We start from the raw sequence: 12107 nt of genomic DNA on the forward strand, positions 1-12107 counted from the left end.
AGGACACAATGCAGGGTTCTGTGACAGAGTTTCTAAAACCGCGCCTGGTAGATATCGAGCAAGTCAGTTCGACGCACGCCAAGGTGACCCTTGAGCCTTTAGAGCGTGGCTTTGGCCATACTCTTGGCAACGCACTGCGCCGTATTCTGCTTTCATCTATGCCGGGTTGCGCGGTGACCGAGGTTGAGATTGATGGTGTACTGCATGAGTACAGCACCAAAGAAGGCGTACAGGAAGATATCCTGGAGATCCTGCTCAACCTGAAAGGGCTGGCGGTGAGAGTTCAAGGCAAAGACGAAGTTATTCTTACCCTGAATAAATCTGGCATTGGCCCTGTGACCGCTGCCGACATCACCCATGATGGTGATGTCGAAATCGTCAAGCCTCAGCACGTGATTTGCCACCTGACTGATGAGAACGCGGCTATCAGCATGCGTATCAAAGTTCAGCGCGGTCGCGGTTATGTGCCGGCTTCTGCCCGAATTCATTCGGAAGAAGATGAGCGCCCAATCGGTCGTCTGTTGGTTGACGCCTGCTACAGCCCTGTAGAGCGTATCGCCTACAATGTTGAAGCTGCGCGTGTAGAACAGCGTACTGACTTGGATAAGCTGGTCATCGAAATGGAGACCAATGGCACGATCGATCCTGAAGAGGCGATCCGCCGTGCGGCCACCATTCTGGCTGAACAACTTGAAGCTTTCGTTGACCTGCGTGATGTGCGTCAGCCGGAAGTTAAAGAAGAGAAACCGGAATTCGATCCGATCTTGCTGCGCCCTGTTGACGATCTGGAATTGACTGTCCGCTCTGCTAACTGCCTCAAGGCAGAAGCTATCCACTACATCGGTGATCTGGTACAGCGTACCGAGGTTGAGTTGCTGAAAACGCCAAACCTGGGTAAAAAATCTCTTACCGAGATTAAAGACGTGCTGGCCTCACGTGGTCTGTCTCTGGGCATGCGCCTGGAAAACTGGCCGCCGGCAAGCATTGCTGACGAGTAACCGGATCACAGGTTAAGGTTTTACTGAGAAGGATAAGGTCATGCGCCATCGTAAGAGTGGTCGTCAACTGAACCGTAACAGCAGCCATCGCCAGGCTATGTTCCGTAACATGGCCGGCTCTTTGGTTCGTCATGAGATCATCAAGACGACCCTGCCAAAAGCAAAAGAGCTGCGTCGCGTTGTTGAGCCGCTGATTACTCTTGCCAAGACCGACAGCGTAGCTAATCGTCGTCTGGCATTCGCCCGTACTCGTGATAACGAGATCGTGGCAAAACTGTTTAACGAGCTGGGCCCGCGTTTCGCGAGCCGTGCCGGTGGTTACACTCGCATTCTGAAGTGTGGCTTCCGCGCAGGCGACAACGCGCCGATGGCATACATCGAGCTGGTTGATCGTGCTGAGTCTCAAGCAGAAGTAGCAACTGCAGAGTAATCTGTAGACGCGTAAAAAAACCGGGCTTGCCCGGTTTTTTTACGTCCAAATCCCGCCAAATGTGCTCAATTCCCCCGCCGTGCTTAAGATCCTCGCCCCTATCCGTTATGCTAAGACTCATTCAATAGGCTCACTGAGACTGTCTGTTATGGGGTTGCTTGACCAATGGGCGGAACGTCATATCCTTGATGCCCAGGATAAAGGCGAGTTCGACAATCTGCCCGGCCAGGGCCAACCGCTGGTGCTGGACGATGACAGCGCGGTGCCTGCTGAGCTGCGCGCCGCTTACCGTCTGCTGAAAAATGCCGGTTACCTGCCGCCGGCGCTGGAAGATCGCAAAGAGGCGTTGACCGTTGCTCACTTACTGCAAGGGATCAACAGTGAGCATCCGGACTATGTCGATCTCAGCAAGCGCATGGCACTGCTGGAACATCGGTTGCGTCAGGCTGGGATGAGCACCGATTTCTTGCATGGCGAATATCAGCGCGCGCTGGACGGTAAATTCACTCGGGAGGAGAAGTAATGTTCAAGATAGGTCAGTTGGCCAAGCTTGCCGAAGTGACGCCGGATACCGTGCGTTACTATGAAAAGCAGGGCATGATGGATCACAATGTCCGCACAGAGGGCGGTTATCGACTCTACACCGAGCAGGATCTGCAGCGGCTGCGTTTTATTCGCTATGCCAAACAGTTGGGCTTTACTCTGGAAACGATCGCCGAACTGCTGTCGATCCGAGTTGATCCTGAACATCATACCTGCCAGGAGTCGAAGTCGATCGTCGATGCTCGCCTGAGCGAAGTGGAAAGTAAGTTGGCGGAGCTGACTCGCATGCGCGAATCGTTGAAACGCTTGAGCGACGCCTGCTGCGGCACTGCCCATACCAGCAACTATTGTTCTATTCTGGAAGCCTTGGAACAGGGCGCCAGCGATGATAAAGGCAAAAAAGGTTGCTGACGGCGCTTTAATTTTTATATTGCCGGCAGTATTATCGGCTCGTTTTATTACCCTACCTTTTACAGGAGCATTATCATGACGAAATATCGTCACACCAAAGGTCAGATTCAAGATAACGCCATTGAGGCGCTGCTGCATGATCCGCTATTCCGTCAGCGGGTAGAAAAGAATGTGAAAGGCAAAGGCAGCTATCGGCGTAAAGAAAAACACAACAAAGGCGGTAACTGGGAGGCCAGTGATAAACTATCAAGCGATAATTTACCACTGGCCTTCTGGTTTTAAGGCATTAAAAAAGCCGCCTTCATCAGGTGGCTTTTTATTGGCATAACCAAACGCTGTCTTACAGTTTTGGCTGCTGTTGCTGGCTCAGCAAATCACGGATTTCCGTCAGCAGTTTCTCTTCTGCGGTAGGTGCCGGCGGCGCTGCGGGCGCTTCTTCCTGTTTGCGGCGCATTTTGTTCATCAATTTAATCGCCAGGAAGATGGCGAAGGCGACAATCACGAAGTCGAATACGGTTTGGATGAATGAACCGTAGTTCATTACCACCGCCGGTACGGCGCCCTGAGCTTCGCGTAACACCAGATGGAACTGTTTAAAGTCGACGCCGCCGATCAGTAAGCCCAGTGGTGGCATGATGATATCAGCCACGAAGGACGAAACAATCTTGCCGAATGCGGCACCGATAATCACACCGACGGCCAGATCGACCACGTTGCCACGCATGGCAAATTCGCGAAACTCTTTCAACATACTCATAGAACGCACCCCTTGCAGAATTAATAACTCAAGTTTAACAAAGCAATTTCCCTTTGCCACAAAAGGAGAGAAGTTTTATCTCCTCCCAAGGCAGAGAACAACCACGCGATTATAGACCATAGCCAAATAAATTCGTTCTACAAGAAGAACGGGCTCGGTTGGAACAAGCGTTCAACGTCAGGCACGAATTTCTTGTCGGTAATAAACATGATGACGTGATCGCCCTGTTCGATTTTGCTGTTGCCGTTGGCAATGATCACGTCATCGCCACGCACGATCGCACCGATGGTCGTCCCCGGTGGCAACTTGATATCTTCGACGATGCGGCCGACCACTTTGGACGTGCTTTCATCGCCGTGTGCAATCGCCTCGATCGCTTCCGCCACGCCGCGGCGCAGCGACGAAACGCTGACGATATCCGCTTTGCGCACGTGCCCCAACAGGGCGGAGATGGTCGCCTGCTGCGGTGAAATGGCGATATCAATCACGCTGCCCTGCACCAGGTCGACATAGGCGCGGCGCTGGATCAGCACCATCACCTTCTTGGCGCCCATGCGCTTAGCCAGCATGGCGGACATGATGTTGGCCTCATCGTCGTTGGTGATGGCGATGAAAACATCCACCTGCTCGACGTGCTCTTCGGCCAGCAGCTCCTGATCGGAGGCATCGCCGTAGAACACGATGGTATCGTGCAGCTGTTCGGCCAGTTCGGCGGCGCGTTGCTGATTCCGCTCGATCAGTTTGACGTTGTAGTCTTTTTCCAGTTTGGCGGCCAGGCCGGCGCCGACGTTGCCGCCGCCGACGATCATGATGCGCTTATAGGGTTTTTCCAGCCGCTGCAGTTCGCTCATCACCGCGCGGATATGCTGTGAGGCGGCGACGAAGAAAACTTCATCGCCGGCTTCGATAATGGTCGAGCCCTGCGGACGGATCGGTCTGTCCTGGCGGAAAATAGCGGCGACGCGGGTGTCGATATGCGGCATGTGCTCGCGCATTGAAGAGAGCGCATTGCCGACCAGCGGGCCGCCGTAATAGGCTTTAACCGCGGCGATGCTGACCTTGCCTTCGGCGAAGTTAACCACCTGCAGGGCGCCAGGGTATTCAATCAGCTTGTAGATATAGTCGATGACCAGCTGCTCCGGCGAAATCAGATGGTCGATTGGCACCGCTTCCGGCAGGAACAGTTTTTCCGACTCGCGGATATATTCCGGCGCGCGGATACGGGCGATACGGTTGGGGGTGTTAAACAGAGAATAGGCGATCTGGCAGGCGATCATGTTGGTTTCGTCGGAGTTGGTGACGGCGACCAGCATGTCGGCGTCTTCTGCGCCGGCTTCGCGCAGCACCCGAGGGTGGGAACCATGTCCCTGAACCACCCGCAAATCGAATTTATCCTGTAGTTGGCGCAAGCGGCCGGAATCGGTATCGACGACGGTGATATCGTTGTTTTCACCCACCAGGTTTTCCGCCAGCGTCCCGCCAACCTGACCGGCACCAAGAATAATTATTTTCATCGTGTTCTCTGCTTCACACTGAAAGACTTAGGGCGCGCACGCACGCCCTGAAGCATTACATTTTAATCAGCTTAGCGTAAAAGAAGCCATCGCCGTCCTCGGGATGCGGGATATTCTGTCGCCCTGGCCGTTGCGCATCGCCGGTTTCAACCAGCTTGGCATCGGCGTGGCGTTGCAAGAACGCGGCGATCTGGCTGCTGTTTTCATCCGGCAGGATAGAGCAGGTGGCGTAAACCATCACGCCGCCTGGTTTTAGATGCGGCCAGACGGCTTCCAGAATTTCTGCCTGCAGTGCGGCGAGTTCGGCGATGTCGCGATCGCGGCGCAGCCATTTGATGTCGGGGTGACGGCGGATCACGCCGGTGGCGGAACAAGGCGCGTCCAGCAGGATACGATCGAACTGTTTGTCCCCGCACCACTGCTGCGGAGTGCGGCCATCGCCCAATTTAACCTCTGCGTGCAAACGCAGACGCTGCAGGTTCTCTTTGACTCGCGCCAGGCGCTGTTCGTCGATATCGACCGCCATGACGTGCGCTTTCGGCGCCGCTTCCAGAATATGCGTGGTTTTGCCGCCGGGTGCGGCGCACAGGTCGAGGATCTGTTCGCCGTCTTGCGGATCCAACAGATCGACACACCCCTGGGCTGAGGCATCTTGCACGGTGACCCAGCCTTCGGCGAACCCTGGCAGATCGGTCACGGCGCAAGGCGCCAGCAAACGCACCGCATCGGCATAGTCTGAATGAGTTTCCGCGGCGATGCCGGCGTCGCTCAGCAGCTGCAGATAAGCGTCACGGGTGTGATGCAGGCGGTTGACGCGCAGCCACATCGGCGGTTTCTGGTTATTGGCGTCGACGATCTGTTCCCAGTTGGCGGGATAAGCTTGTTGAATGCGTTTCAGCAACCAGCTCGGGTGCAGATAGCGGCTGTCATTGTTAGAGGCGCGCTGCAGCAGCTCTTCCTGCTGGCGCTGGAATTGCCGCAAGACGCCGTTAATCAGGCCTTTCAACTGCGGCCGTTTCAGCGCCACCGCGCCTTCCACGGTTTCCGCCAACACGGCGTGCGCCGGGATGCGGGTATACAGCAACTGATACAGGCCGACCATCAGCAAGTAGTGCAGCGTACGCTGCTTACCGGTCAGCGGCTTGGCCATCAATTGCTGAATGCACCATTCGAGCTGCGGCAGCACGCGCAACGTGCCGAAACACAGCTCCTGCAGCAATCCGCGATCTTTATCGCTGATGGAGGTTTGCAGCGCCGGCAGGACAGTGCTGAGCGACTGCCCCTGATCCAGCACCTGGCCGATGGCTTTGGCAGCGATGCTGCGGAGATTGTAATTATTTTTCATAGGCTGAAGCTGATAACGATCGGCATTAAGAAAATAACGGCCCGGCGATGAACGGCCGGGCAGTGGAGCGACTTACAGCCGGTTACCCGGGGTAAACCATTCACGACGTGAATTTAAAAGGTCTTGCGCCGACATCGGTTTCTTGCCGGCGGGCTGCAGTTGGATCAGGTTGAGGATACCGTCGGCAGTCGCCACCTGGATACCGTGCTTGTCGGCATGGACAACGGTGCCTGGCTCCGCGTTGGCGCTTTGTGTCAGTACGCTGGCCTGCCACACTTTCACCGGTTGATCGTCGATGGTGAAGTAGCTGACCGGCCAAGGGTTGAAGGCGCGGATGCAGCGCTCCAACTGGGCAGCGGACAGTGTCCAGTCCAGGCGGGCTTCTTCTTTGCTCAGTTTCTCGGCGTAGGTGACCAGCGCTTCGTCCTGCACTTCGCGGGTGGCGCTGCCGTCTGCCATTTGGCGCAGCGTAGTCAACATGCCCTGCGGGCCGAGCTGGGCCAGCTTGTCGTAGAGACTGGCGCTGGTATCGCTGCTCTCAATCTGGCAGGCAATCTTGTGCATCATGTCACCGGTATCGAGACCGACGTCCATCTGCATGATGGTCACGCCGGTTTCGCTGTCACCGGCCCAGAGCGAACGCTGGATCGGCGCCGCGCCGCGCCAGCGAGGCAGCAGTGAGCCATGTACGTTGATGCAACCGAGACGCGGCATATCCAGCACCGCCTGCGGCAGGATCAGCCCGTAGGCCACCACCACCATCACGTCGGCGTTGAGATCGGCCACCAGGCGCTGGTTCTCTTCGGGGCGCAGCGATTTGGGCTGAAATACCGGCAGTAGGTGTTGCTCGGCCAGCACTTTGACCGGGCTTGGCGTCAGCTTGTTGCCGCGGCCCGCCGGGCGGTCGGGCTGGGTAAAAACGCCGACAATCTGGTGCTCAGATGACAACAGCGCGTCAAGATGACGCGCTGCGAAGTCTGGTGTTCCGGCGAAAATAATCCGTAAAGAGTCAGACACGTTGATTTCCTGATCGGTTAGGCGCGGGCTTGAAGCTTGGCCATTTTTTCCAGTTTCTGACGAATGCGCTGACGCTTGAGCGGCGACAGGTAATCGACGAACAGTTTGCCCATCAGGTGATCCATCTCGTGCTGGATGCAGATCGCCAACAGGTCGTCCGCTTCCAGCTCGAAAGGTTTGCCTTCACGATCCAGTGCGCGGATCTTCACCTGCGCGGCGCGCGGCACTAACGCACGCTGCTCGGGAATGGAAAGACAGCCTTCCTCGATGCCGGTTTCACCGCTTTTTTCCAGCAGCTCCGGGTTGATCAACACCAGGCGCTGATCGCGATTCTCGGAGACGTCGATCACGATAATGCGCTGATGGATATCCACCTGAGTCGCAGCCAGGCCAATGCCTTCCTCTGCGTACATGGTTTCAAACATATCATCCACGATGCGCTGGATATCTGCATTGACTTCTTTTACCGGCGCTGCGACTTTGCGCAGACGCTCGTCTGGGAAATGTAATACCTGCAAGACTGACATATATCTTTAGATCTGTATCCGAGTAATGAACGAGGTTTAACCTCTATTCTAGACATTTCCCGACCTGATTGACAGCATTGTGCACCAATTGCTCAGATTGGTAATACCACCGTTTTTGCTGAGGGAACAGACGATGCGGCCGGAAGAGATCGCTTTACGGATGCGGGGGGTAACGGGGCTGCAGACCGTCGTGGCCAGCCGGATCGTGCAGCAGCTATCGCAAATGGGTTGCGAGCCTCGCCGCGTGCTGCATGAGCTGGGATTGAACGAACGGCAGCAGACGCAGTTCAACCAGTTGGATCCCGGTTATCTGTCGGCCAGCCTGCGTTGGTTGGAGCTGCCGGCGCACCGTATGCTGAACTATGGGGCGGCCGGTTATCCCGAACGCCTGGCCCAGATCGACGATGCGCCGCTATTTTTGCTGATCGAAGGCGATCCTCAGGCGTTGTCGCACCCGCAGCTCGCCATGGTGGGCAGCCGGCAGTTCAGCCACTACGGCGAGCGTTGGGCTCACCATTTCGCCGAGGAATTGGCGCGTTGCGGTTTCACCATCACCAGCGGTTTGGCGATCGGCATCGACGGCATTTGCCATCGCGCGGCGCTGGCGGCCGGGGGGTGCACGATTGCGGTGTTGGGCAGCGGGCTGGGCAATATCTATCCGCGCCGGCACCGCCGGCTCGCGGAGCAGATAGTCGAGCAGGGCGGTGCGGTGATTTCAGATCATTTGGTCACCGATTTGCCCCTGGCCGACCATTTTCCTCGCCGTAACCGCATTATCAGCGGGCTGAGCCAGGGCGTTCTGGTCATAGAAGCCTCGTTGCGCAGCGGTACCCTGGTGACAGCTCGCTATGCGCTGGAGCAGGGGCGTGAGGTATTCGCCTTGCCGGGGCCGTTAGGGAACCCGATGAGCGAAGGCACGCACTGGCTGATCCAACAGGGCGCGCATCTGGTGACTGGGCCGAAAGATATCGCCGAATTGCTGGGAAGCGGCCTCCAATGGTTGCCACTGAACGAAAATACAACTATTTGTGCGTCGCAGGCTGAAGTTGAATTGCCATTTGCCGATGTGTTGGCTAACGTAGGAGATGAGGTGACACCTGTTGACGTCGTCGCTGAACGTGCCGGCCAACCTGTGCCAGTGGTGGTAATCAAGTTACTCGAACTGGAGTTAGCAGGGTGGATCGCAGCTGTACCCGGCGGCTATGTCCGATTAAGGAGGGCAAGCCATGTTCGACGTACTCATGTACTTGTTTGAAACTTATATCCACAATGAACCAGAGATGCGCGTCGATCAGGATCAACTGACCGATGATCTCGCCCAAGCGGGGTTTCATCAGGATGATATCTACAACGCGTTGAATTGGCTTGAGAAGTTGGCCGACCTGCAAGAAGGTCAAAATGCGCCTTACTTTATGGATGCCGATCCGCTGGCGATGCGGATCTATACCGAAGAGGAAAGCGCGCGTTTGGACGCCGGCTGCCGTGGTTTTCTCCTGTTCCTGGAACAGATTCAGGTATTGAACCTCGAAACCCGTGAAATGGTTATCGACCGCGTTATGGCTTTGGATAATGCGGAATTCGATCTCGAAGATCTGAAATGGGTCGTGTTGATGGTGCTGTTTAATATCCCCGGATATGAAAGCGCCTATCAGCAAATGGAAGAACTGTTGTTTGAAGTGAACGAAGGTTATCTGCATTGAGCCGATAACGCGCATAGAAGACGTTATGACAAAAAACGCGATTTTTGCCGCCAGGCAAAATGAACCCTGTCCGGAATGCGGGGCCGAGCTGGTGATCCGTAGCGGTCGCCACGGCCCTTTTCTCGGCTGTTCCCAGTACCCTGAATGCCAATATATTCGGCCGCTGAAAGCACAGGCCGATGGCCATATCGTCAAGGTGTTGGACGGGCAACCGTGCCCGAAATGTCAGGCGACGTTGGTGCTGCGCCAGGGGCGCTATGGCATGTTTATCGGCTGCAGCGATTATCCGCAGTGCGATCACACTGAAGTGATCGATAAGCCTGATGAAACCGCCATTACCTGTCCGCAGTGCGGCCAAGGCAAACTGTTGCAGCGCAAGTCGCGTTACGGCAAGGTTTTCCACTCCTGCGATCGTTACCCGGAATGCCAGTTTGCTCTCAACGTTAAACCCGTCGCCGGTGAATGCGTCTATTGCCATTATCCGCTGCTGATGGAAAAGCGCACGGCAAAAGGCCCCGTCCTGTGCTGTGCCAGCAAGCTGTGCGGGAAACCCGTTGCGACTACAGAATAATCACATCATGAATTCAGAATTAAGCCCGAACCTTTTATCTATCATCGATGCTTTGCATCAACAGCAGGTGATTGCCTATCCCACCGAAGCGGTATTCGGCCTGGGTTGCGATCCCGACAGCGAACAGGCGGTCAATGCGCTGCTGGCGTTGAAACAGCGGCCGTGGGAAAAGGGGCTGATTCTGATCGCCGCCGACTATGCACAGCTTAAGCCTTATATTGACGACAGTACGCTCAGCGAACAGCAGCGCGCGACGATGTTCGCCAGCTGGCCTGGGCCGGTAACCTGGGTGTTGCCTGCTCGCCCGGAGACGCCGCGTTTGTTGACCGGGCGTTTCAGTTCACTGGCGGTGCGCGTCAGCGATCATCCGTTGGTGCAGTTGCTGTGCCGGCAGTACGGCAAGCCGCTGGTGTCGACCAGCGCCAATCTCAGTGGGCTGGAACCGTGCCGCAGCGCGGATGAGGTCACACGGCAATTTGGCGAGGCTTTCCCGGTATTGGCCGGCAAGGTAGGCGGCCGTCTTAATCCTTCCGAAATCAGAGATGCTCTGACCGGCGAACAGATCCGTCAGGGCTAGAGGAAATGGGCATGGAGAAGTTTGCGGTATTTGGCAACCCTATCGGCCACAGCAAGTCGCCGCGAATTCATGCGCTGTTCGCAGCCCAGACTGACATAGAGCATCCTTATGGAACAGTGCTGGCGCCGCTGGACGGTTTTGAAATCAGCCTGCAGGAATTTATCCGCGCCGGAGGGCAGGGGGCGAACGTCACGGTGCCTTTCAAGGAGCGAGCTTATTCGGCTGCTTCTGAGCTGAGCGAGCGTGCAGCGATGGCCGGGGCGGTCAATACCCTGAAGGTGTTGCCGAATGGTGGCCTATTGGGGGATAACACCGACGGCATCGGTTTGCTGACCGATCTGCAGCGTCAGCAATTGATCCGGCCGCAGGATCGCATTCTGCTGGTGGGCGCCGGCGGCGCGGCGCGCGGCGTGATCCTGCCGCTGCTGTCTTTCGGCTGCCGGCTCACGATCACCAACCGCACCTTCAGCCGGGCCCAAGAGTTGGCCGACGCTTTCCGGCATCTGGGGGAGATCTCGGCGGTGCCGATGGATCAATTGGGTCAACAAGCTTTTGATCTGGTGATCAATGCGACGGCATCCGGCATCAGTGGAGAGATCCCGGCGTTGCCTACGGGCGTAGTCAACGCGCAAACCCGTTGCTATGACATGTTCTATCAGCAGGGCGTCACGCCGTTCCTAGCCTGGGCGCAGCAGCAAGGGGCAACGGAATATGCCGATGGGCTGGGCATGTTGGTGGGGCAGGCGGCGCATGCTTTCCTGCTTTGGCACGGAGTGATGCCAGAGATCGAACCGGTATTACGCCAGCTGCGCAGCGAACTGGCGGCATAAATCCCCTACCCCGTTCTCTTTATAGGGAACGGGGAGCCCGTCAGATGTCTTCCGACAGGTATTCATCTTTCCAGCGTACATAGTTGTTAGAAGAATAAAGCAATCCCTCCAACTCGGCGGCGGTCAAAGGCCGAACCTGGCGTGCCGGGCTACCCATATAAAGATAGCCGCTGGCCAGGCGTTTGCCCGGCGCTACCAAACTGCCGGCGCCAATCATCACATCGTCTTCTACGACTACGCCGTCCAACAGGATCGATCCCATACCGACCAGCACCCGGTTGCCGATGGCGCAGCCGTGCAGCATCGCTTTATGGCCAACGGTCACGTCTTCTCCAATAAGCAGGGGATAACCGTCGGGGTTATGTTCGGAGCGATGAGTTACATGCAGCACGCTGCCGTCCTGAATATTGCTGCGCGCGCCGATCTTTACCGCATTGACGTCACCGCGAATGGCGACCAACGGCCAGATGCTGACGTCATCCGCCAGATCGACGTCGCCGATCACCACGCTGGAAGGATCGATCAAGACGCGTTGACCGAGTTTGGGTGTGTATTGAAGATAAGAACGTACTGCATCGGACATGGTGCTTGCCTCACGTCGGGATCATATTTACCGGCAATACTAGACCCTGGCGATGGAATTACAACCAGTCGCCGCGCCGGATCCTGCGGAAAATGGCCCTGATCGCACAAGATCCACCCGGAAGGGCTGAAAAGTGTGCAAACGGAAAGAAAAGATCAAAAAAGGGGTTGTGCAAAAAACTCGGATCCCTATAATGCGCCTCCATCGACACGGCGCAAGTGATTCACTTCACACAGCGGCCGGGAAGAAAGAGAAAAAATCCTGAAAATTAGGGTTGACTCTGAAAGAGGAAAGCGTAATATAC

Annotated in this window: 16 protein-coding genes; 10 read left to right on the forward strand and 6 right to left on the reverse strand. The window is 56.3% G+C overall.

Annotated features, from left to right (window positions below):
• Positions 1 to 8: 8 nt before the first annotated feature.
• From ACJ8KE_RS23555 to ACJ8KE_RS23575, 5 genes are all read left to right on the forward strand, one after another.
• Positions 9 to 998 (forward strand): DNA-directed RNA polymerase subunit alpha, encoded by a 990-nt coding sequence (locus ACJ8KE_RS23555; protein WP_002919219.1) that lies wholly within the window; start codon positions 9 to 11, stop codon positions 996 to 998.
• A 40-nt stretch (positions 999 to 1038) separates the two neighbouring features.
• A complete protein-coding gene (rplQ, locus tag ACJ8KE_RS23560) occupies positions 1039 to 1428 on the forward strand; it encodes a 50S ribosomal protein L17 (RefSeq protein ID WP_004929726.1) in 390 nt (129 codons plus the stop codon).
• A 148-nt stretch (positions 1429 to 1576) separates the two neighbouring features.
• Positions 1577 to 1951 carry a DUF1992 domain-containing protein gene (locus ACJ8KE_RS23565; RefSeq protein ID WP_097101292.1) on the forward strand — a complete coding sequence of 125 codons (375 nt, stop codon included), beginning with the start codon at positions 1577 to 1579 and terminating at the stop codon, positions 1949 to 1951.
• Complete coding sequence (zntR, locus tag ACJ8KE_RS23570; protein WP_016930321.1) at positions 1951 to 2382, forward strand: Zn(2+)-responsive transcriptional regulator; 432 nt, start codon at positions 1951 to 1953, stop codon at positions 2380 to 2382. The genes ACJ8KE_RS23565 and zntR overlap by 1 nt, the downstream gene beginning before the upstream one ends.
• A 75-nt stretch (positions 2383 to 2457) precedes the next feature.
• The gene (locus ACJ8KE_RS23575) at positions 2458 to 2664 is read left to right on the forward strand and encodes an alternative ribosome-rescue factor A (RefSeq protein WP_016930320.1); all 207 of its coding nucleotides are present in this window, start codon (positions 2458 to 2460) and stop codon (positions 2662 to 2664) included.
• Between the two features lie 58 nt (positions 2665 to 2722).
• Here ACJ8KE_RS23575 and mscL read toward each other — a convergent pair whose 3' ends face one another.
• The 5 genes from mscL to def all read right to left on the reverse strand — a co-directional run bounded on the left by mscL (position 2723) and on the right by def (position 7542).
• Positions 2723 to 3139, reverse strand: coding sequence for a large-conductance mechanosensitive channel protein MscL (gene mscL, locus ACJ8KE_RS23580; RefSeq protein WP_025304493.1), 417 nt, complete (start codon positions 3137 to 3139; stop codon positions 2723 to 2725).
• Positions 3140 to 3276: 137 nt separating this feature from the next.
• On the reverse strand, positions 3277 to 4653 hold the full coding sequence (gene trkA / locus ACJ8KE_RS23585; protein WP_004929716.1) for a Trk system potassium transporter TrkA: 1377 nt from the start codon (positions 4651 to 4653) through the stop codon (positions 3277 to 3279).
• 55 nt (positions 4654 to 4708) lie between these two features.
• On the reverse strand, positions 4709 to 5998 hold the full coding sequence (rsmB, locus tag ACJ8KE_RS23590; protein WP_097101294.1) for a 16S rRNA (cytosine(967)-C(5))-methyltransferase RsmB: 1290 nt from the start codon (positions 5996 to 5998) through the stop codon (positions 4709 to 4711).
• A 72-nt stretch (positions 5999 to 6070) separates the two neighbouring features.
• Positions 6071 to 7015: a methionyl-tRNA formyltransferase gene (fmt, locus tag ACJ8KE_RS23595; RefSeq protein ID WP_274865782.1), complete on the reverse strand. Its 945-nt coding sequence runs from the start codon at positions 7013 to 7015 to the stop codon at positions 6071 to 6073.
• Positions 7016 to 7032: 17 nt separating this feature from the next.
• Entirely contained in the window at positions 7033 to 7542 is a 510-nt protein-coding gene (def, locus tag ACJ8KE_RS23600; RefSeq protein WP_015379260.1) for a peptide deformylase, read from the reverse strand.
• 133 nt (positions 7543 to 7675) lie between these two features.
• Between def and dprA the strand changes: the two genes are divergently transcribed.
• Genes dprA through aroE form a run of 5 tightly spaced genes read left to right on the forward strand, consistent with a single transcriptional unit; the run spans position 7676 to position 11220 of the window.
• Positions 7676 to 8797: a DNA-protecting protein DprA gene (dprA, locus tag ACJ8KE_RS23605; RefSeq protein ID WP_274985102.1), complete on the forward strand. Its 1122-nt coding sequence runs from the start codon at positions 7676 to 7678 to the stop codon at positions 8795 to 8797.
• On the forward strand, positions 8769 to 9242 hold the full coding sequence (smg, locus tag ACJ8KE_RS23610; protein WP_004929707.1) for a DUF494 family protein Smg: 474 nt from the start codon (positions 8769 to 8771) through the stop codon (positions 9240 to 9242). Before dprA ends, smg begins: the two co-directional genes overlap by 29 nt.
• A 25-nt stretch (positions 9243 to 9267) precedes the next feature.
• Positions 9268 to 9813: a DNA topoisomerase family protein gene (locus tag ACJ8KE_RS23615; protein ID WP_016930313.1), complete on the forward strand. Its 546-nt coding sequence runs from the start codon at positions 9268 to 9270 to the stop codon at positions 9811 to 9813.
• Positions 9814 to 9820: 7 nt separating this feature from the next.
• Complete coding sequence (gene tsaC, locus ACJ8KE_RS23620; protein ID WP_016930312.1) at positions 9821 to 10390, forward strand: L-threonylcarbamoyladenylate synthase type 1 TsaC; 570 nt, start codon at positions 9821 to 9823, stop codon at positions 10388 to 10390.
• Positions 10391 to 10401: 11 nt separating this feature from the next.
• Positions 10402 to 11220 carry a shikimate dehydrogenase gene (gene aroE, locus ACJ8KE_RS23625; protein WP_033639245.1) on the forward strand — a complete coding sequence of 273 codons (819 nt, stop codon included), beginning with the start codon at positions 10402 to 10404 and terminating at the stop codon, positions 11218 to 11220.
• Between the two features lie 40 nt (positions 11221 to 11260).
• Here the strand turns inward: aroE and ACJ8KE_RS23630 are convergent, their stop codons facing one another.
• On the reverse strand, positions 11261 to 11803 hold the full coding sequence (locus tag ACJ8KE_RS23630; RefSeq protein ID WP_004929699.1) for a gamma carbonic anhydrase family protein: 543 nt from the start codon (positions 11801 to 11803) through the stop codon (positions 11261 to 11263).
• Positions 11804 to 12107 lie beyond the last annotated feature (304 nt).

Origin of the sequence: Serratia sp. CY56464, from assembly GCF_052168435.1 — a bacterium.
Classification (GTDB): domain Bacteria; phylum Pseudomonadota; class Gammaproteobacteria; order Enterobacterales; family Enterobacteriaceae; genus Serratia; species Serratia marcescens.